Here is an 18,267-nt window from a genome sequence, read left to right as displayed (position 1 = left end):
CACTCTTTCAGAAGATCAGCCGCTCGCGCCAACATGCTGCAGCGCGGCCCGCTGCTGCGCCACGTCGTAGCCCGGCTCGGGGAACTGCGGATCCAGCTCGGCGAAGGTCTCGGTGAGCAGCTCGGCCACCGCCCAGTTCCGATACCACTTGCGGTCGGCGGGCACCACGTACCACGGCGCGTGCGCGGTCGAGGTCCGCTTCAGCAGATCCGCGTAGGCGGCCTGGTAGGCCGGCCACAGGCGGCGGGCTTCCACATCGGAGGGGTCGAACTTCCAGCGCTTCTCCGGCCGGTCCAGCCGCGCGGTCAGGCGCCGCAGCTGCTCCTCCGGGGAAATGTGCAGGAAGACCTTGACCAGCGTGGTGCCCGCCTCCGTCAGCTCGCGCTCGAAGGCGTTGATCTCGGTGTAGCGGCGGCGCCGGTCGGCTGCGGCAAGCTCCCCGGTGACGCGCGGCACCAGGATGTCCTCGTAGTGCGAGCGATCGAAGACGCCGAGGTGGCCCGGAGCGGGCAGCCGCCGGCGGATGCGCCACAGGAAATCGTGGCGTCGTTCGGCGGCGGTGGGCTTCTTGAATCCCGTGTACTGCACGCCCATCGGGTTCACCAGGCCGAGCACATGCCCGACGGTGCCGCCCTTGCCGGAGGTGTCCATGCCCTGCAACACGAGCAGGACGCTGCGCTCTCCGCCGCCGGAACCCTCCGCGAACAGCGCCTCCTGCAGCCCGGCCAGCCGCTCGCCGGCCGACGCGAGCCGCTTCGCGCCTTTGCCCTTCTTGCCCGGCCCGACCGGCAACGAACCGGGGTCCGGCAACTCGCCGTCCGCCAAGAGCGCGGCACGGACCCGGTTCGCGTTCTCCTTCGCCTTCTTCGCCATTCAAAGAACGATAACCGGCAGTTCACGGCCGTACCCGGGCCAGCGGTCACCCGTTGGCATGGTTACGCAGCGAATCACCGTGCTCAGTCCGGAGTGCGCAACGAACAACCGGTGTAAGCAACGTTTCCCGGATGAACTCTCCGCCTAGGCCATCTAGCCTGAACGCATGACGACGTTCGCCGGTACCGGCCTCCCCGCTTCCACCGACGGCTACCTCGCGCTCGACGAGCACTGGAGCGCGCAAAACTACCATCCGCTGCCGGTCGTCATCGCCGAAGCCGCGGGCGCCACGGTGACCGACGTCGACGGAAAGTCCTATCTCGACTTCCTGTCCGGCTATTCGGCGCTGAACTTCGGGCACCGGCATCCGGACCTGATCACCGCCGTGACCGAGCAGCTCGGCCGGGTCACGCTCACCTCGCGGGCGTTCCACCACGACCAGTTCGGCCTGTTCTGCCGCGAGCTGGCGGAGCTGACCGGCACCGAGATGGTGCTGCCGATGAACTCCGGCGCGGAGGCCGTGGAGTCCGCGGTGAAGCTGGCCCGCAAGTGGGCGCACCGGATCAAGGGCGTCCCGGACGGCACCGCGGAGATCATCGTGGCCGGTGCCAACTTCCACGGCCGGACCACCACCATCGTGTCCTTCTCCACCGACGAGACCGCCCGCGCCGACTTCGGCCCGTTCACCCCGGGGTTCGTCACCGTCCCCTACGGCGACGCGGATGCCGTGCGCGCCGCGATCACTCCCCGAACCGCGGCGGTCCTGCTCGAACCGATCCAGGGCGAGGCGGGCGTGATCGTGCCGCCCGCCGGGTTCTTCGCCGAGGTCCGCCGGGCGTGCGACGAGGAGGGCGTGCTGCTGATCGCTGACGAGATCCAGTCCGGGCTCGCCCGCACCGGCACGGTGCTGGCGCTGGACCACGAAGGCGTGCGCGCCGACCTGTACACCCTCGGCAAGGCCCTCGGCGGCGGCATCCTGCCGGTGTCCGCGGTGGTCGGCAGCCGCGCGGTGCTCGGCGTGCTCAAGCCCGGCGAGCACGGCTCGACCTTCGGCGGCAATCCGCTGGCCTGCGCGGTCGGCCGCGCCGTGATCCGGTTGCTGAACACCGGCGAGTTCCAGCGGCGGTCCACCGAACTCGGCGAGCATCTGCGGCAGCGGCTCGGGAAACTCGTCGGCCACGGGCTGGCCGAGGTCCGCGGTCGCGGGCTGTGGGCGGGCATCGACCTGGCCCCGGGCGGGCCGTCCGGCCGGGCCGCGTCCGAGGCGCTGGCCGGGCTCGGCGTGCTGTGCAAGGAAACCCAGGACACCACGCTGCGGATCGCCCCTCCGTTGGTGATCACCCGAGCCGAGCTGGACCGTGGCCTCGATGCCATCACCCAGGTGGTCCAAGCCTGAAGGGCTGTGAAGGGGCCCTTCACGGAATCAGAGTCCGTGAAGGGCCCCTTCACAGCTTTCACGGCTCCCGTACGCTCGCATGAGTGACCGTCAGACGGGTACTTCTCTTCGTCGCCGTGCTCGGCGCGCTCGCCGCCGTTGTGCTCGGCTTGCTGGTCGTACCCCGCGCACCGGGATCGCTCGACACCTGGGCCACCGACCGCACCGGGGAGCTGAGCGAACGGCTGCTCGACGTGCTCGTCCTGCCGACCGAGCCCTACCTGGTGATCCCGGCCATCGCGCTGATCGCCGGCGCCGCCTGGTACCTGCGCCGGCGGGAGGACGTGATACTCGCGGTCGCCGCGCCGGTGCTCGCCGTCGCACTCAACACGTGGGTGCTGAAGCCGATCTTCGGCCGCTGGAAGGACGGCACGCTCGCCTACCCCAGTGGCCACACGGTCAGCCTGGTCGCCGTGCTCGTGGTGCTCGTGCTGCTGGCCCGGCCGAAAGTGCTCGCCGCGATCGCGGCGATCCTGCTGCTGGGCTGCGCGACGATCGGGCTGGTCGGCCTCGGCTACCACTACCTCACCGACGTGGCGGGCGGGGTCTGCTTCGCGACGGCCGTGGTCACCGGGCTGCGGGCGGTGCTGATACCGCGTCGCGTGCCAGCGCCGTCAACCGGCTGACGGCACGCAGGTACTTCTTGCGGTAGCCGCCGTTGACCATCTCCTCGCCGAACAGTTCGGGCAGCGGCACCCCGGACACCACCACCGGGATCGCCCGGTCGTAGAGCCGGTCGGCGAAGGCGACCAGGCGCAGCCCCACGTTCTGGTCCGGCGCCGGGGTCACCCGCGCGAGGTGCACCCGGCTCACCCCGTTCAGCAGCTTCCCGTACCGCGACGGATGCAGCCGCGCCAAGTGATCGGCCAGCGCGCCGAATTCGTCCAAAGTGGACCCTTCGTGCGCCGCCGCGGACGCGGCCAGCTCCTCGTCCCCGACCGGCGGCGGAGCGTCGGGCAGACCGCGGTGGCGGTAATCCGGCCCGTCCACCCGGACCACGGTGAACCGCCGGGACAGCGCCTGGATCTCGCGCAGGAAGTCGTCCGCGGCGAACCGGCCTTCGCCCAGCTTGTCCGGCAGCGTGTTCGACGTCGCGGCGACGTGCACGCCGGCGTCGGTCAGCTCCTGCAGCAGCCGGCCGACCAGCGTGGTGTCACCGGGGTCGTCCAGCTCGAACTCGTCGATCGCGAGCAGCCGGTGCGCCGACAACCGCCGCACGGCCTCGCCGAAACCGAGCGCGCCGACCAGGTGGGTCAGCTCCACGAAAGTGCCGTACGCCTTGGGGCCGGGAGCTTCGTGCCAGGTGGAGGCAAGCAGGTGAGTCTTGCCGACCCCGAAACCGCCGTCGAGGTAGAGGCCCATCGGCCCGGCCGGGGCCGCCGCACCGCCACCGAACAGCGAACGCAGCCGGGACTTCTTGGCCGAGCCTTCGCCGATCCGCGCGGCGAACGCCGAGCACGCCTCGACCGCGGCGACCTGGCTGGGCTCGTCCGGGTTGGGCAGGTAGGTGCCGAACCGGGCCTCGCCGAACCGCGGCGGCGGCACCAGGGACTCGATCAGTTCGTCGGCCCCGAGCTCGGGAAACCGGTCGGTCAGGGCAGCTGGGGGCATGGTCGGGGAGCCTATCCGGGCCGGTCCGGGGCGCCGCCGCCCGCCGTCCCGCGGCGGCGAGGCATATCCCCCGGTCGGGGCCGGGACGGGGCCGTGCTGGGATGGTCGCTGTGCGGAGCGTGTGGCCACCATCACCGGGAGGGCGCGGGGACGGCCCCGCGCTCTCCGATGTGGACCTGGAACGGATCTACGGCTATCCGCCGGCCTGCCCGGGGCCGTTCGTCCAGGTCAACTTCGTCGCGTCGGCGGACGGGGCGGTCGCCGTGGACGACCTGTCCGCAGGGCTGTCGAATCCCGCGGACAAGCGGGTTTTCCTGCTCGCCCGCGACCTCGCCGACGTGATCCTCGTCGGCGCGGGCACGGCCGGTGCGGAGGGTTATCGAGGAGCGCGCACGAACCCCGTCCGGGCCGCCCGTCGCGAGCGCCTCGGCCGCTCCCCCGTGCCGCCCGTGGCAGTGGTCACCCGCAGCGGCGCGCTCGACCCGGCCGCGCCGCTGTTCACCGACACGCGTGTGCCGCCGATCGTGCTCACCACCGCCCGTGCCGACACGGCCGTGCTCACTCGCGCAGGCGCCGAAGTCCTCATCTGCGGAGAGGACGACGTGGACCTGAAGCGGGCGCTCGCCCTGCTCTCCGAACGCGGTCTACGGCGCATCGATTGCGAAGGCGGGCCACGGTTGTTCGCTTCGCTCGCCGCTGCCGGTCTCGTCGACCAGCTGTGCCTCACCGTCGCGCCGATACTCGCCGGCGGCGGTGCCAGACGGATCGCGGCCGGCCCGGCGGTCGTCCCGCCGCAAGGGCTGGAGCTGGCGTCGGTTCTCGTCGAGGACAGCGCCGTGCTGCTGCGCTACCGGCGGTACCCAGGCTGATGGACGACGACGGCAGGCTCGCCGGAGATGCCGCGGCAGGCGACCACGCCGCTTTCGACACCCTGGTCCACCGTCACACGCCGATGATGTTCCGGGTCGCGCTCCGGATCACCGGCAGCCCGGCCGAGGCGGAGGATGCCGTGCAGGAGGCCTGGCTGTCGGTCTGGCGCGCGCTGCCCGCGTTCCGGCAGGAAGCGCGGCTGTCCACCTGGCTCTACCGGGTGGCCACCAACGGCGCGCTCGCCCAGCTGCGCCTGCGCCGGCCGACCGTGCCGCTGGACGAGGCGGCGGGCCAGGTCGCCGGCACCACCCCGGAACGGCAGGTGGTCGACGCCGAGCAGGTGGACGAGGTGCTGCGGGCGATCGCCCGGCTGGAGGTGTCCCAGCGGGTCCCGCTCGTGCTGCGCGAGCTGGAGGGACTCAGCTACGAGGAGGTCGCCGAGATCCTGGAGGTAGGCGTTCCCGCCTTGCGTGCGCGGCTGCGCCGGGCCAGGGTGGCGCTGCTCGGTCAGTTGAGGGAGCGGTCATGACGGACCCGGAGCGCGATCCGCGGTGGGCAGCGGTACGCGCGGCGCGCAGGCACCGTGTGCCGACCCCGCCCGGGCTGGTCGAACGCGTCCTGAACGCCCTCGACGACGTGCGCTCGGCGCGATCGCTGCAGCTGCCCTCGGATCAGGGCCTGCTCTCGGTCACCGAACCGGCCTTCCTGCGGCTCGCGCGCACGGTCGCGGACGCCGAGGCGGCGGCCGTGCCCGGGATGCGGGTGACCGCGGTGGCGCTGGCCGACGGGCGGCTGCAGGTGCTCGCCGCGGTCCGCTACGGCGTGATCGCCGAGGAGGCGGCCGACACGCTGCGCGCCCGGATCACCGCGGAACTGGACCGGCAGCTGGGCGCCCGGCCGCCGGTGGTCGACGTGCACGTGGTCGACGTCCGTCCGGACTGAGCCGCCGAATTAGCCCGTCCGGGTGAGCCCGCGTGAGCTTTCGCCCGGTCGGCACATCGTAGGAGCAGGCAGGGCGCCGCCCGGCGACACTGGAGGCGCACATCGGCAGACGAGGGAGCGAAGAGCATGGCGCAGCAGAACTCGGACCCGCCCGCAGACGTGGGCGCGCCGGGCCGTACGACGATCGCCTCACTGGTCGTGCAGAAGGTGGCCTCGGTGGCCGCGCGCGAGATAGCCGGGGTGTACACGCTCGGCGGCGGCGGGGTGTCCCGCACGCTCGGCGCGATCAAGGAACGGATCCCCGGCTCGGGCACCGCCACCACCACCGGCGTCTCGGTGGAGGTCGGCGAGAAGCAGGCCGCGATCGATCTCGACCTGGTGGCCGACTACGGCGCGCGGCTCCCGGACGTCGCGCAGTCGGTGCGGCGCAACGTGATCAGGGCGGTCGAGGAGATCACCTCGCTCGAGGTGATCGAGGTCAACCTCACGATCACCGACGTCCATCTGCCGGGTGAGGACGACGAGGCGGACTCCTCGCGGGTGGAATGACCCGCGAGGACATGCGCGGAAGCACACGGAAGGAAACACGTTGAACGCAACGCAGACCGGGATCCTCGCCGGCCTGATTCTCGGCCTCGCCGCCACCCAGGGATTCACCGCGTTCCTGGTCACGCTCGCCGTCGGCGTCATCGGACTGGTGGTCGGCCGGGTCCTCGACGGCGAACTGGACCTCGGCGACGTGTTCGGCAAGGGCCGCGACAAGTGAGCCCGGTGGCGCAGGTCGACCTGCCTCGCAGCGCGCTGCCCGAGCCGGCGGAGCGCGGCGCGCTGAGCGTCGCGCACACGGTGGTGCGCAAAGTCGCCCAGCATGCCGCGGACCTGGTGCCGGGCACCGTGCCGAACGAACGCCGCATCGCCGGCGTGAGCACCCGCAAGTCCGGCGCGACCGCGAAGGTGGCCGGCTCGGACAACGACGTCGACCTCGCGCTGGAACTCGCGTTGCGGTACCCGGCGGCCGTACAGGCGGTGACGGGCGACGTACGCGCGAAGGTCGTCGAAGAGGTCGAGCGGCTCACCTCGTACCACGTACGTTCGCTGGCGGTCACGGTGTCCGCGCTGCTGCCCGACGTCGCACCGAGGGTGCAGTGATGCGGGTTGTCGTCCGGCTGTTGTCCACTGTGCTCGCTCTCGCGATAGCGGGCGGCGGGGCGCTGCTCGCGCTGGAGGTCGGCTGGCACTGGTGGCAGCCGGATCGCGGACCGTTGCTCATCCCGTGGCCGCAGTGGCGCACCGTACTGTCCACAGTGGACTGGGGCAGCACGTCGATGCGGATCACCGCGGGGATCGTGGTGGTCGCGGGGATCGTGCTCGCGCTGCTCGCGTTCGTCGCGGGTGACCGTAAGGTGCCGATGACCGAACCGGCCGACGGCGTCAGCGTCAGCACATCGCCGCGCGCGCTCGCGCGGATGGTGGGGATCGCGGTGCGCGCGCAGGACAACGTACGCGGCGCGTCGGTCACTGCCAGCGCTCGCCGCGTACGCGTACGCGTGCGCGCGACGAGCCGATTGGAAAGCGAAGAACAGCTCCGGCCACGTCTGCTGGAGACGGTGACGACGGTGCTGGACGACCTGCCGCTCGTACGCCGGCCGAAGGTGACTGTGGTCGTCGATTCGCCGAGGGACCGCCGATGAGCAACGCTGTCACCGCCCGCCGGGCCCAGGGCCGTTCGTACGGCACCGAGCGCACGCTGACGTGTCTTATCGGTGTGGTGGCGATTCTTGCCGGCGCGGCCGCACTGGTGGTCGGCATGGGCTGGCTGGGCCGGTTCCGCGCTCAGCGTCCGGTACTCGACCCCCTGGCGGTCGGCTGGCTGCACGACCACGCGCTGTACGCGCGGATCGGCGCTGTCGTGATCGGCGTACTGCTGCTGGTGCTGGGCCTGTGGTGGCTCGTGCGTTCGCTGCGCCCGGAGCGTCATCCGGACCTGCGGCTGGACGAGACGCCGGGCGCCGAACTCACGGTGACGTCGGGTGCGCTCGCCGGTGCCGTGAGCACCGACGCGGAGCAGATCGACGGCGTTGTCCGCGCGCGGGTGCGCTCGGTCGGCACGAATGCCGAGCCCGCGTTGCGCATCTCCCTGTGGCTGGCCGAAGGCGCCGACGTCCGGCGAGTGTGGGAAGACCTCGAAGCGCACGTACTGACTCGCGCCCGGGAATCCCTCGGCGTCACCACGCTGCCTACAGCGATCCGCCTCGAACTCGACACGGCCGGGCCGACACGCGTGCGCTGACCGCGGCTTTCGCCGAGAATGCCGGACATGGCCCTTCCCCTGGCGGCACCGATCAAGCCCATGCTCGCGAAGCCCGCGAAGGCGATCCCCGATTCCGGTGGGCTGCTCTTCGAGCCCAAGTGGGACGGGTTCCGCTGCCTCGTTTTCCGGGACGGCGACGAACTCACCCTCCAGTCGCGCGCGGAGAAACCGCTCAACCGGTACTTCCCCGAGGTCATCGCGGAGCTGAAGGCGAGCCTGCCGGACCGGATCGTGCTGGACGGGGAGCTGGTGGTCGCGCGCGGCGGCAAGCTCGACTTCGACGCGCTCACCGAGCGCATCCACCCGGCCGACAGCCGGGTCCAGCTGCTCGCGAAGGAGAGCCCCGCACAGTTCGTCGCGTTCGATCTGCTCGCCCTCGGCGACGAGTCCTTCATGGACGAACCGACCTCCGCACGCCGCGAACGGCTGACCGCGTTGCCCAGCGTTGCGCTGACCCCGGCAACCACAGATCCGGCGACCGCACGGCACTGGTTCGAGCTGTTTGAAGGCGCCGGCCTCGACGGCGTGATCGGCAAACCGCTGACCGAGCCGTACACGCCGGGCAAGCGGGTGTTGTTCAAGTACAAGCATTCCCGTACTGCCGATTGCGTACTCGCCGGCCTGCGGTGGCATGTGGACTCCGCGCCCAGCGAAGCGGTCGGCTCGTTCCTGCTCGGCCTGTACGACGAGCAGGGCCTGCTGCACCACGTCGGCGTCGTCGGCTCGTTCCCAGCCGCGCGACGGCGAGAGCTGGCCGCCGAGCTGAGCCCACTGATCACCGACGGCGAGGGCCATCCATGGCTCGGCGACGCGGTGCGCGAAGGGCAGCGGGTCCCCGGCGGCATCACGCGCTGGCGAGCGAAAGAGCAGCCGTGGGTGCCGCTGCGGCTGGAGCGCGTCGTGGAGGTGTCCTACGAGCACACCGAAGGCGGCTACCCGTCGCGGTTCCGGCACACCGCGCAGTTCGCCCGCTGGCGCCCGGACCGTGAACCGTCCTCGTGCGGTTACACCCAGCTCGACGAGCCCGCGCGGTACGACCTGTCCGCAGTGTTCCGCGGGGAGGTCGTACGGACCCGCTGAGCCGCGTCGGTGTCGCGGACCCGCTCACTGCCTCCCCACACCCGGCATGTCAAGCTCGGCGGCGAGTTCGCCCGGATTCGACGTGAGGACCTGCCCGTGCACCGCCGTTTCGCCCGCCGTCTCCGTCTGCGCGTACGGCTGGTCGCGGCGACGCTCGGCGTGCTCGCGCTGGCCGGGTGCACGACCGGGCCGTCGGTGCGCCCGGCGGTGATCGACAACGACGGGCGCAACACGCCGTCCCCGAAGTCCAGTACGGCGCCGGTGCCGCTGCCCCCGCTTACGCAGCCGCAGTCGTCGGCGCTGCGCTGGGCGGACTGCGGCCAGGACACCCGCGAGCGGATCGGCGACCCAGCCGTGCCCGCTTCGCTGCAGTTCAGCTGCGCGCGGATGACCGCACCGCTCGACGCGCCCGACGACACGCAGCGGCTGCTCGCGCGGATCTACCTGCTGAAGGTGGGGAACGGGCCGATCCCGCTGGCAGTGGTCAACGATGTCGGCGGCGAGCCGGGCACGGTGTACGCGGCGCGGCTGGCCGCGCAGTTGCCGCCGGCGTTCCTTCAGAAGTTCTCGCTGATCGGTATGGACCGCCGTGGCACGGGGCTGTCCGGCGGCGTGCAGTGCGCGCCGGACGAGGTGCGGTCCGCATTGCTCGGCGCCGATCCGACACAGGGCGGCCTCGGCGACGTACTGGACGCAGCACGCCGGGTCGGGCAGCAGTGCGCAATCGACCTGGACACCGCGCAGACCGCACTGGACAGCTGGCGTACCGCCGGCGACCTCGACAAGCTGCGGCAAGCGCTCGGCCTTGACCGGCTCAACGCGCTCGGCCACGGCGACGGTTCGAAGGTGCTGTCGGAGTACGCCGTGCGCTACCCCGCACAGGTGGGCCGCATGGTGCTAGACGGCCTGCCGGACCCAGGCGACGACCGAGGCGCCGTACTCGACGCGGTCGCCGCCGGCGCGCAAGCCACCTTCGACGCGTTCAACGCCGACTGTGCCGCCCGAGGCTGTCCGCTGGGTGATGCAAAAGCCGCACTGAAGGCCGTCACCGACCGGCTGCGCACCGCACCAGTCAGCGGCCCCGACGGTCTCGTAGTCGGCCCGGGGGTCGCGACCTATGCCGCGTACGTCGGCCTCAGCGACCGCACGCGCTGGCCCGCTCTCGCGGACGCCCTGAACTCAGCCCGCAACGGCGACTTCGCTGCGCTGACGGCCTTCGCGGACCCCGTACTAGTCGACGCGCGTGGGCGCGCGTCGCGAATCAGCGGCATGATCGCGACCCGCTGCAACGACTCGTCCACCCGGCTGCCCGCCGACCAGATCGACCGCGCCGAAGCCGCCATGCGCACCAAGTACCCACAGTTCGGCGCCGCCATCGCCCAGGAACTCGCCTGGTGCGGTGCCTGGCCCGTACGCCGCGAGCCGTTGCCCGCTGCGGGTGCCCCCGGCGCCCCGCCGATCCTGGTCGCCGCCACCGCGGCCGACCCGGTGACCCCACAGGTCGGCACCACCCGCGCGGCGGACCAGATGCCCAGTGCGGTCACCGTCACCTGGCAAGGCGCGGGCCATGGTGCGGTGGGCCAGTCGCCGTGCGTCACCGCTGCCGTGCAGGGGTTCCTGATCGACGGCAAGGTTCCGGACACCAGGACGCTCTGCCCGGCTTGAGCTGGGGCTTCGGCCGCGCGGGCGGGGGCCTCGGCCCCGGTCATCTCGTTGCCGCTGAAGGCTTCTGCGCTCCTGGGGTCGGCCGTGGAAACACTTCGGAGTCAGGCCGGCACCCTGCTCGGGCGCTGGTCTCCGACTTCGAGTCCCACGCCCGGCCCAATCCGGCGCGGGACCGCCGGGCGGCGCTCGCGCGCACCCTCAGCCCACCCCGGCTACTGTCGGTAACCTTCGACCTGCGCGACGGAGCGCACCTGGACCTCGTCCGGGTCCTCTGCGAACTCGGTGCGTGCCCGGCGCCGGCGGAGCAGGTCCCAGCACTGGTCCAGGTGCTGTTCCAGCGCCGTCAGCCGGTCCCGGTCCGCGGCGGACAGGCCGGTGCCTGCCGCGCGGGCGCGCAGCTCGTGTTCCTCGGCGATCAGCTCGTCGATCCGGTTCAGGATGCCGTCCTCGGTCATGGGTACCTCCGCAAGTCGTCCGGCAGGAGTGCAGACGCGGCGGCGGGCCGGGGAATTCCCGGCCGGTCCGGTTCGTTGGACCCGTCATGGGCACAATGGAGCTGACCGCGGGCAATTTCGACGAGACCGTGACCGACAACAAATTCGTGCTGATCGACTTCTGGGCGAGCTGGTGCGGCCCGTGCCGGCAGTTCGCGCCGGTCTACGAGAAGGCTTCGGAGCAGCATCAGGACATCGTGTTCACCAAGGTCGACACCGAAGCCGAGCAGCAGCTCGCGGCCGCCTTCGACATCCGGTCGATCCCGACGCTCGCGGTGATCCGCGACAGGACGCTGATCTTCTCCCAGCCGGGCGCGCTGCCCCCGGCCGCGCTGGAGGACGTGATCCGCCAGGCGCGCGAGGTCGATATGGACGAGGTCCGCAAGGCCGTCGCCGCCGAGCAGGCGCAGCAGCCCGCGCAGGACTGACCAGGGCAACCACGAAGGCCCCGGTACCCGCATCGAGCCGGGTACTCGGGGCCCTCGCCGTACGTGGGGAGCTCAGGAGCGCGTGACGAGCCCGCGCAGGAAGAACGTCAGGTTCGCCGGCCGTTCCGCGAGACGCCGCATGAAGTAGCCGTACCACTCGTCGCCGCACGGCACGTACACCCGCATAGTGGTGCCCGTCGCGGAGATCCGCTGCTGCTCGTCCGGGCGGATGCCGTAGAGCATCTGGAACTCATGGTCGTCCGCAGTGCGCCCGGCGTCGGCAGCCAGCCGCTCCGCGATGGCGATCATCCGCGGATCATGCGTAGCGACCATCGGGTAGCCCTGCCCTGCCATGAGCACCCGCAGGCAGCGTACGTAGGACTTGTCCACTTCGGACTTGTCTTGGTACGCCACGGTTTCCGGTTCGGAGTAGGCGCCCTTGCACAGCCGTACCCGCGAACCCGGGCCGGACAGCTCGTGGCAGTCCTGCTCGGTACGCCGGAGGTAGGCCTGCAACACCGCGCCCACCCACGGGTACTCGCCGCGCAGCTTCCGGAGGATGCCGAGCGTCGAGTCGGTGGTGGTGTGGTCCTCCATGTCGAGGGTCACCGTCGCGCCGACAGCTTCCGCTGCCGCGCAGATCTTGCGCGCGTTCTCCAAGGCGACGCCCTCGCCGTCGCCCGGCAGGAACTGCCCGACGGCGGACAGCTTCACCGAAACGTCAGCGCCTTCCGAAAGGCCTTGCTCCGCCAACGCGGACAACAGTTCCTCGTACGCCTGCACAGTCCTTGTAGCCTGTGCAGCGTCGGTGGTGTCCTCACCGAGGTGGTCGATGGTGATCTTGCGACCGTCGGCGGCCAATTTCCCGGCAACGCGTACGGCGTCCTCCGTAGCGGCACCGGACACAAACCGACGGACCACGGCACGCGTCGCGGGCACAGCTTCGATCAACGCCCTGATCCGCGGTGATCGAGCAGCAGCGAGCAACGGGGTACGCAGCATTGCTGTCCTCCTCAGCCCTGGTGCGGGTAGCGCACGATGGTCGGCGGCACGAAGGTCTCCTTGATCGAGCGCGGACTCGTCCAGCGAAGCAGGTTGAAGATCGACCCGGCCTTGTCATTGGTGCCGGAAGCGCGCGCCCCACCGAAGGGCTGCTGCCCGACGACGGCACCGGTCGGCTTGTCGTTGACGTAGAAGTTGCCCGCGGTGAACCGCAGCGCTTCGGAGGCCTTCGCGACTGCTGCGCGGTCGTTGGCGATCACTGCGCCGGTCAGGGCGTACGCAGCGGTCTCGTCGATCACCTTGAGGACGCTGTCGAACTCGGCGTCTTCGTACACGTACACAGACAGGATCGGCCCGAAGTACTCGGTGCTGAAAATCTCGTGCTTCGGGTTGGTCGACACGAGGACGGTCGGCTGCACGAAGTAGCCCACGCTGTCGTCAGCCGTGCCACCGACGAGGATCTCCACTTCGGAGTCGCCCTTGACGCGCTCGAACAGCGACGCGTGCTTCTCGAAAGCGCGACGGTCGATCACTGCGCCACCGAAGTGACTGAGGTCGGTTACGTCGCCGTAGCTGATCGCCTCGGTCTCGCTGGCCAGGCCGTCCTTCATCTGCTCCCACAGGCTGCGCGGCACGTACGCACGCGAAGCAGCGGAGCACTTCTGGCCCTGGTACTCGAACGCGCCGCGGACGAGCGCGGTGCGAAGCACGTCAAGGTCGGCCGACGGGTGCGCGAGCACGAAGTCCTTGCCACCGGTCTCGCCGACGATCCGCGGGTAACCGCGGTAGCCGGAGATGTTCGCGCCGACGGTGCCCCACAGGTGCTGGAACGTGGCAGTGGACCCGGTGAAGTGGATGCCCGCGAGGTCACGGTGTTTCAGCGCGACCTCGGAGACCGCCTTGCCGTCGCCGGGCAGCAGGTTGATCACGCCCGGCGGCATGCCCGCCTCTTCGAGCAGCCGCATCGTCAGGTGCGCGGCGAAGCTCTGCGTGGGCGAAGGCTTCCACAGCACGGTGTTGCCCATGAGCGCGGGCGCAGTGGGCAGGTTGCCGGCGATCGCGGTGAAGTTGAACGGCGTGATCGCGTACACGAAGCCTTCCAGCGGGCGGTGCTCCATGCGGTTCCACACGCCGGGCGAACTCTTGGGCTGCTCAGCCAGCACACGGCGGCCGAACTCGACGTTGAAGCGCCAGAAGTCGGCGAGTTCGCAAGCGGAGTCGATCTCGGCCTGCGTCGCAGTCTTGGACTGGCCGAGCATGGTGGCCGCGTTCACCGTCGCGCGCCAGGGGCCGGTCAGCAGGTCGGCCGCGCGCAGGAGAATGGCAGCGCGGTCGTCGTACGAGAGCGCACGCCACTCCGGGGCCGCCTTCGCCGCGGCAGCGATCGCGTCGGACGCGTCCTGCTGCGAAGCGCTCCGGATGGTGCCGAGTACCTGGCCGTGGTTGTGCGGCTGGACAACGTCGATCTTCTCGCCGCCTCCAGCGCGCTGTTCACCGCCGACCGTCACAGTCAGGTCCACCGGTCCGGCCTGACCCAGCTTCTTCAGCACGCCCTCCAGTTCGGCGCGCTCAGCGCTCCCGGGGGCGTACGTGTACACCGGCTCGTTCTTCGGGGCGGGGGTCTGGGTCACGGCGTCCACGGCGGCTCCCTCGGCTTCGCTGACTGTCTTCGCTGACTGCTCGATTTACCCGAACGGTAGCCCCGCGAACGGGCTAAGGGTTTGTCCGATCGGCTAGAATCGCCTGGATGCTTTTGTCCGATCGGAGTCCGCCATGAGCAGCCCGGATCCGTTTGCCGGCACCTCCCTGCGGCACGTTCTGGCCACCCTCGGCGAACCGCTGGTCCGGGTGCTCGTCGCGCCGCGTGGGCTGGGTGTGCCGGTGCAGGACGTGGTGATCCTCGATCCCGAGGACCCGCCCGAAACCCATCCCGGCGACCTCGTGCTGGTGATCGGCGCGCGTGGCCGATCGGCGGCCGCAGCGATCCGCGCAGCCGGGCGCCGCGGGGCGGCTGCGGTGGCAGTGAAAGGCGACGGCGGGATCGATGTCGCCGCCGACGCGGGCGTCGCGCTACTGACCGTGGGCGCCGAGGCACGTTGGGAGCAAGTGGAGGCGCTGGCCCGCGGCGTGGTCGACGCTGCGCGCGCAGGCGGCGAAGCGGAGACGGGTGAGGTACTGGGCGACCTGTTCGCCCTTGCGCAGACTGTCGCCGCCCTTACCGGCGGGCTGGTCAGCATCGAGGACACTGCCAGCCGCGTACTCGCGTACTCACGCGCGGGCGACGAAGTCGATGAGTTGCGCCGGCTGTCCATCCTCGGCCGCGAAGGACCCGAGCGGTACTTGGTGATGCTCCGAGAGTGGGGCGTCTATCAACGACTGCGCGCAGGCGAAGGCATCGTACGCGTGGACGAGCGTCCGGAGCTGGGCATCCGCCGCCGGATCGCGGCCGGCATCCACGCCGGTTCCCAACCGCTCGGCACGATCTGGGTGCAGGAGGGGGCGCAACCGTTGACCGAGCAGGCGGAAATCGCGCTTCTCGGCGCCAGCCGCACGCTCGCGCCGCACCTGATCCGCGCGCGGACGCAGCCGGACCCACAGCTGCGGCTCCGCGAAGAGCTGCTGGCCGGTCTGCTCGACGGCAGGGTCGACGCGGAGTCCGTGGCCGACGACATCGGCGCGGATCCGACAAGACCCGCCCAGGTGCTGGCCTTCGCGCTGGCACCACAGCAGCCGTCCGCTCCGTCAAACCGGCTGTTACGGCGCGCAGAGCTGGTACACCTGATCGCAGTGCACACCGCGGCGTACCGGCGCACCGCGTTGGTCAGTGTGCTCGGTGGTCGCGTGTACGCGCTCCTGCCCGATCTTTCGGAGAACCCCGACGCCTCCGTACTCGCGTTGGCGAAGGAAATCGTTGCTGCAGCTCGACATCACCTCGATGTACCGGTACGCGCGGCGATCGGCGGCGTCGTGCCACGGCTGTCCGAAGCGGTTGCTTCGCGAGGCGACGCAGACCGCGTGCTGATCGCGATGACGCGCGGACACTGGGCCGACGACGTCGCGTCCCTCGCCGACGTACGGGCCGACGTGCTGTTGTCGGAGGTTCTCGCGTACCTCGCGGACAAGCCGCGCATCAGAGACCCCCGTCTCACCGAGCTGTTGACCCACGACGCCAAACACGGCGGCATCCTCGTACCCGCGGTACTCGCCTACCTCGATGCCTTCGGTGACGTACGCACAGCTGCCCGTGAGCTGAACATTCACCCCAACACGGTCCGCTACCGCGTACGCCGTGCCACGGAAGTCTCCGGCATCGACCTGACAGACCCGGCGCAACGGCTACTCACCGAACTACAGCTCCGGCTGCCACGCTGACCCGGATATTCTCGTTAGAGTGCGAAGGTGGATCTTTTCCCTCGCGCCTGGACCGCCCTGCAGGAAGCCGTGCGCTCGCTCGAAGGCGGGCAGTGGGTCTCCCCGTCCGGCTGCACCGGCTGGCTCGTGCAAGACCTCGTCGCGCACCTGATCATCGACGCGCAGGACGTGCTCGTCACGCTTGCCTCCACCACCACCGCGCCCGCCACGCTGACCGAAACCAGCTACTGGCAACCGGCCGGGGAAGCACCGGACGGCACCGATGAGGAATCGGCGTTCGTCCGCCGCAGTGCGGCCGCCTACGGCACCACCGCGTGGCTCCACCACCATTTCGACGACCTCGCCGTGGCAGCCGGCCGTGCCGCGGCGGCCGCCGATCCGGCCGCCCGCGTGGAAACCCGGGACGAGGTCATGACCGTCCCGGACTACCTGGCCATGTGCGTCCTGGAAACGACCCTGCACCACCTCGATCTGATCGCCCATCTGTCCGGAGTGGACGGACCTCCGGCGGAGGCACTGGCCGCCTCCCGGGCGATGGTGGCGGACATCGCCGGTTTCGCCCTGCCGTCCTCGTTCGACGACCGCGCGACGCTGCTCATGACCACCGGGCGGCGTACGCCGTCCGCCACGGAAACCGGCGCGCTGGGGGAACTCGCCGCGAAACTGCCGGTGATCCTCGGTTGATCGTAACCACGGAAGGAACCAGGAGATCCACTCAAGCAGGCACCGAAAGCCCGGCGAGCGCCGCCAGCGCGGCGAAGGAGTCCACCCGTTCGGCCGGGTCGTAGGTACTGGTGCTGATCAGCAGTTCGTCCGCGCCGGTGCGCCGGACGAGCGTGCCGAGCCGGTCCGCGACCTCCTCCGGAGTGCCGCTGATCTGCCCGGCGAGGACTTCGCCGAGCCGGGTGCGTTCGCGCTCGGTCATCGGCAGCGCGAGGATCTCCCCGGCCGGGGCCAACGGCGGGAACACGCCGTGGCTGCGGGAGTACACAGTGGACCAGGCTTCCGGAAGCAGCAATCGCCGGGCCTGCTCCGCGGTGTCCGCCACGGCGACCGCGGTCGACACGACAACGTACGGATCCGCAATGTCCGAGCGGAACTGTTCGCGGTAGCGGGAGATCGCGTCGAGCATCGCCTGCTCACCGCGTGCCGGGGCGATCACCAGCGGCAGCCCCAGCTCGGCGGCGAGGCCGGCACCCGCGCCCGTGGCCAGCAGGAACACCGGCACCGACTGGCCTTCCGCCGGGATCGCGTGCACGCCCGGGTAAACACTTTCCCCGCGGAAGAACGAGAGCAACTCGCGCACCTGGCCGCCGAACCCGTCCGCCGCGTCCTTGCCCTGCCCGAGCGCGCGGCGCACGCCCTCGACGAATCCGACCGACCGGCCGAGCCCCAGGTCGATCCGCCCGGGGTGCAGCGCCGCCAGCACCCCGAACTGCTCGGCGATCACCAGCGGACGGTGATTGGGCAGCATCACACCACCGGTCCCGACCCGGATCCGCTGCGTGGCACCCGCGACCGCGGCGGCGAGCACCGCCGGCGCGGACCCCGCCACGCCCGGCACCCCGTGATGTTCGGAAACCCAGAACCGGTGATACCCGAGCGCTTCGACGTCCTGCGCGAACGCGACGGTGTCCCGCACGGCCTGGGCGGTCCCCCGCCCCCGCCGCACCGGCGAGCGGTCGAGCACCGAGATCGGAACGTCCACGCAGAGGCCAACATCCGCGTGCGGGCGGGGATTCCCGGGTCAGGGGCGCCAGCGTTCGCTGTAGTCCGGGTGATCGGCGTAGGGCAGGGCGAGCAGGCGCAGCGTCACGCACCAGTTGACCCCGGCGTCGCCGGCGGGCACATGGCAGGTCTCGCACCAGTATTCGCTGCCGTAGAGCGGGAACCCCGGCACCTTCTCGGCCACCGTGGTGCGGTGCGCGAGCATGATCCGGCGGGTCACCTCGATCTCGTTGATCATCTGGTTGACCACGTCCAGCTCGACGTCGCCGAGCGTCCGGATCCGCTGTTCCACCGGGACTTTCGCCTCTTCCCGGGTAAGCTGCTCCCCGGCCTGCTGCTGCCGCACCGCCTGCATGATCAGCGCCTGGCGCTGCCCCACCCGCGCGGCGAGGAACGCGATCAGGTCCTCCACCGGGTCTCCTCCCTGCCGATCCGTCCACCGGCCCGGACTAGGCG

22 protein-coding genes are annotated in these 18,267 nt (G+C 70.9%); 15 read left to right on the top strand and 7 right to left on the bottom strand.

Annotation, left to right across the window (positions count from 1 at the left end):
- Window positions 1–15: 15 nt before the first annotated feature.
- Entirely contained in the window at window positions 16–873 is an 858-nt protein-coding gene (locus tag ATK36_RS00500; protein ID WP_098509340.1) for a PPK2 family polyphosphate kinase, read from the bottom strand.
- Between the two features lie 166 nt (window positions 874–1,039).
- Here ATK36_RS00500 and rocD point away from each other — a divergent pair, with 166 nt between their 5' ends.
- Together rocD and ATK36_RS00490 are read left to right on the top strand one after the other, a co-directional pair.
- Window positions 1,040–2,269 (top strand): ornithine--oxo-acid transaminase, encoded by a 1,230-nt coding sequence (gene rocD / locus ATK36_RS00495; protein WP_098509339.1) that lies wholly within the window; start codon window positions 1,040–1,042, stop codon window positions 2,267–2,269.
- 83 nt (window positions 2,270–2,352) lie between these two features.
- Window positions 2,353–2,934, top strand: coding sequence for a phosphatase PAP2 family protein (locus ATK36_RS00490; RefSeq protein ID WP_245914117.1), 582 nt, complete (start codon window positions 2,353–2,355; stop codon window positions 2,932–2,934).
- Here the strand turns inward: ATK36_RS00490 and zapE are convergent.
- A complete protein-coding gene (gene zapE, locus ATK36_RS00485; RefSeq protein WP_098509338.1) occupies window positions 2,876–3,919 on the bottom strand; it encodes a cell division protein ZapE in 1,044 nt (347 codons plus the stop codon). The genes ATK36_RS00490 and zapE overlap by 59 nt on opposite strands.
- Before the next feature lie 101 nt (window positions 3,920–4,020).
- Here zapE and ATK36_RS00480 point away from each other — a divergent pair, with 101 nt between their 5' ends.
- From ATK36_RS00480 to ATK36_RS00435, 10 genes are all read left to right on the top strand, one after another.
- Complete coding sequence (locus ATK36_RS00480) at window positions 4,021–4,788, top strand: pyrimidine reductase family protein (RefSeq protein WP_098509337.1); 768 nt, start codon at window positions 4,021–4,023, stop codon at window positions 4,786–4,788.
- Window positions 4,788–5,318, top strand: a complete 531-nt coding sequence (locus ATK36_RS00475) for an RNA polymerase sigma factor (RefSeq protein WP_098509336.1) — start codon at window positions 4,788–4,790, stop codon at window positions 5,316–5,318. Before ATK36_RS00480 ends, ATK36_RS00475 begins: the two co-directional genes overlap by 1 nt.
- The gene (locus tag ATK36_RS00470) at window positions 5,315–5,731 is read left to right on the top strand and encodes a hypothetical protein (RefSeq protein WP_098509335.1); all 417 of its coding nucleotides are present in this window, start codon (window positions 5,315–5,317) and stop codon (window positions 5,729–5,731) included. Before ATK36_RS00475 ends, ATK36_RS00470 begins: the two co-directional genes overlap by 4 nt.
- Before the next feature lie 126 nt (window positions 5,732–5,857).
- The gene (locus ATK36_RS00465; RefSeq protein ID WP_098509334.1) at window positions 5,858–6,280 is read left to right on the top strand and encodes an Asp23/Gls24 family envelope stress response protein; all 423 of its coding nucleotides are present in this window, start codon (window positions 5,858–5,860) and stop codon (window positions 6,278–6,280) included.
- 40 nt (window positions 6,281–6,320) lie between these two features.
- A complete protein-coding gene (locus ATK36_RS00460; protein WP_098509333.1) occupies window positions 6,321–6,497 on the top strand; it encodes a hypothetical protein in 177 nt (58 codons plus the stop codon).
- On the top strand, window positions 6,494–6,880 hold the full coding sequence (locus ATK36_RS00455; RefSeq protein ID WP_386998518.1) for an Asp23/Gls24 family envelope stress response protein: 387 nt from the start codon (window positions 6,494–6,496) through the stop codon (window positions 6,878–6,880). The genes ATK36_RS00460 and ATK36_RS00455 overlap by 4 nt, the downstream gene beginning before the upstream one ends.
- Window positions 6,880–7,422: a DUF6286 domain-containing protein gene (locus ATK36_RS00450; RefSeq protein WP_098509332.1), complete on the top strand. Its 543-nt coding sequence runs from the start codon at window positions 6,880–6,882 to the stop codon at window positions 7,420–7,422. The genes ATK36_RS00455 and ATK36_RS00450 overlap by 1 nt, the downstream gene beginning before the upstream one ends.
- Window positions 7,419–8,021: an Asp23/Gls24 family envelope stress response protein gene (locus tag ATK36_RS00445; protein WP_098509331.1), complete on the top strand. Its 603-nt coding sequence runs from the start codon at window positions 7,419–7,421 to the stop codon at window positions 8,019–8,021. The genes ATK36_RS00450 and ATK36_RS00445 overlap by 4 nt, the downstream gene beginning before the upstream one ends.
- Window positions 8,022–8,048: 27 nt before the next feature.
- Entirely contained in the window at window positions 8,049–9,122 is a 1,074-nt protein-coding gene (locus ATK36_RS00440; RefSeq protein WP_098509330.1) for an ATP-dependent DNA ligase, read from the top strand.
- 96 nt (window positions 9,123–9,218) lie between these two features.
- The gene (locus ATK36_RS00435; protein ID WP_098510215.1) at window positions 9,219–10,787 is read left to right on the top strand and encodes an alpha/beta hydrolase; all 1,569 of its coding nucleotides are present in this window, start codon (window positions 9,219–9,221) and stop codon (window positions 10,785–10,787) included.
- 212 nt (window positions 10,788–10,999) lie between these two features.
- On the opposite strand, the gene ATK36_RS00430 is transcribed toward ATK36_RS00435, so the two are convergent.
- Window positions 11,000–11,242 (bottom strand): DUF2630 family protein, encoded by a 243-nt coding sequence (locus ATK36_RS00430; RefSeq protein WP_098509329.1) that lies wholly within the window; start codon window positions 11,240–11,242, stop codon window positions 11,000–11,002.
- Between the two features lie 86 nt (window positions 11,243–11,328).
- Here ATK36_RS00430 and trxA point away from each other — a divergent pair, with 86 nt between their 5' ends.
- A complete protein-coding gene (trxA, locus tag ATK36_RS00425) occupies window positions 11,329–11,709 on the top strand; it encodes a thioredoxin (protein WP_098509328.1) in 381 nt (126 codons plus the stop codon).
- Between the two features lie 72 nt (window positions 11,710–11,781).
- Here trxA and ATK36_RS00420 read toward each other — a convergent pair whose 3' ends face one another.
- On the bottom strand, window positions 11,782–12,711 hold the full coding sequence (locus tag ATK36_RS00420; protein WP_098509327.1) for a proline dehydrogenase family protein: 930 nt from the start codon (window positions 12,709–12,711) through the stop codon (window positions 11,782–11,784).
- A gap of 11 nt (window positions 12,712–12,722) precedes the next feature.
- Window positions 12,723–14,351, bottom strand: a complete 1,629-nt coding sequence (gene pruA, locus ATK36_RS00415; RefSeq protein WP_098509326.1) for an L-glutamate gamma-semialdehyde dehydrogenase — start codon at window positions 14,349–14,351, stop codon at window positions 12,723–12,725.
- A 133-nt stretch (window positions 14,352–14,484) separates the two neighbouring features.
- Between pruA and ATK36_RS00410 the strand changes: the two genes are divergently transcribed.
- Window positions 14,485–16,083 carry a PucR family transcriptional regulator gene (locus tag ATK36_RS00410; RefSeq protein ID WP_098509325.1) on the top strand — a complete coding sequence of 533 codons (1,599 nt, stop codon included), beginning with the start codon at window positions 14,485–14,487 and terminating at the stop codon, window positions 16,081–16,083.
- Window positions 16,084–16,110: 27 nt separating this feature from the next.
- Window positions 16,111–16,767 carry a maleylpyruvate isomerase N-terminal domain-containing protein gene (locus ATK36_RS00405; protein ID WP_098509324.1) on the top strand — a complete coding sequence of 219 codons (657 nt, stop codon included), beginning with the start codon at window positions 16,111–16,113 and terminating at the stop codon, window positions 16,765–16,767.
- A 31-nt stretch (window positions 16,768–16,798) separates the two neighbouring features.
- On the opposite strand, the gene ATK36_RS00400 is transcribed toward ATK36_RS00405, so the two are convergent.
- Both ATK36_RS00400 and ATK36_RS00395 read right to left on the bottom strand, forming a co-directional pair.
- Window positions 16,799–17,791 carry an MsnO8 family LLM class oxidoreductase gene (locus ATK36_RS00400; RefSeq protein WP_170069526.1) on the bottom strand — a complete coding sequence of 331 codons (993 nt, stop codon included), beginning with the start codon at window positions 17,789–17,791 and terminating at the stop codon, window positions 16,799–16,801.
- A gap of 39 nt (window positions 17,792–17,830) precedes the next feature.
- On the bottom strand, window positions 17,831–18,223 hold the full coding sequence (locus ATK36_RS00395) for a DUF6221 family protein (RefSeq protein WP_098509323.1): 393 nt from the start codon (window positions 18,221–18,223) through the stop codon (window positions 17,831–17,833).
- Window positions 18,224–18,267 lie beyond the last annotated feature (44 nt).

This window comes from Amycolatopsis sulphurea (genome assembly GCF_002564045.1).
GTDB classification, from domain to species: domain Bacteria; phylum Actinomycetota; class Actinomycetes; order Mycobacteriales; family Pseudonocardiaceae; genus Amycolatopsis; species Amycolatopsis sulphurea.
This window is presented reverse-complemented; position numbering and strand designations above follow the sequence as displayed.

What these genes read in the sequence shown, in the direction of transcription:
- zapE (WP_098509338.1), bottom strand. Translation starts at nt 3,919, where the DNA reads ATGCCCCCAGCTGCCCTGACCGACCGGTTTCCCGAGCTCGGGGCCGAC.
- trxA (WP_098509328.1), top strand. Translation starts at nt 11,329, where the DNA reads ATGGGCACAATGGAGCTGACCGCGGGCAATTTCGACGAGACCGTGACC.
- rocD (WP_098509339.1), top strand. Translation starts at nt 1,040, where the DNA reads ATGACGACGTTCGCCGGTACCGGCCTCCCCGCTTCCACCGACGGCTAC.
- ATK36_RS00410 (WP_098509325.1), top strand. Translation starts at nt 14,485, where the DNA reads ATGAGCAGCCCGGATCCGTTTGCCGGCACCTCCCTGCGGCACGTTCTG.
- ATK36_RS00470 (WP_098509335.1), top strand. Translation starts at nt 5,315, where the DNA reads ATGACGGACCCGGAGCGCGATCCGCGGTGGGCAGCGGTACGCGCGGCG.
- ATK36_RS00420 (WP_098509327.1), bottom strand. Translation starts at nt 12,711, where the DNA reads ATGCTGCGTACCCCGTTGCTCGCTGCTGCTCGATCACCGCGGATCAGG.
- ATK36_RS00465 (WP_098509334.1), top strand. Translation starts at nt 5,858, where the DNA reads ATGGCGCAGCAGAACTCGGACCCGCCCGCAGACGTGGGCGCGCCGGGC.
- ATK36_RS00475 (WP_098509336.1), top strand. Translation starts at nt 4,788, where the DNA reads ATGGACGACGACGGCAGGCTCGCCGGAGATGCCGCGGCAGGCGACCAC.
- ATK36_RS00450 (WP_098509332.1), top strand. Translation starts at nt 6,880, where the DNA reads ATGCGGGTTGTCGTCCGGCTGTTGTCCACTGTGCTCGCTCTCGCGATA.
- ATK36_RS00440 (WP_098509330.1), top strand. Translation starts at nt 8,049, where the DNA reads ATGGCCCTTCCCCTGGCGGCACCGATCAAGCCCATGCTCGCGAAGCCC.
- ATK36_RS00500 (WP_098509340.1), bottom strand. Translation starts at nt 873, where the DNA reads ATGGCGAAGAAGGCGAAGGAGAACGCGAACCGGGTCCGTGCCGCGCTC.
- ATK36_RS00480 (WP_098509337.1), top strand. Translation starts at nt 4,021, where the DNA reads ATGGTCGCTGTGCGGAGCGTGTGGCCACCATCACCGGGAGGGCGCGGG.
- ATK36_RS00445 (WP_098509331.1), top strand. Translation starts at nt 7,419, where the DNA reads ATGAGCAACGCTGTCACCGCCCGCCGGGCCCAGGGCCGTTCGTACGGC.
- ATK36_RS00430 (WP_098509329.1), bottom strand. Translation starts at nt 11,242, where the DNA reads ATGACCGAGGACGGCATCCTGAACCGGATCGACGAGCTGATCGCCGAG.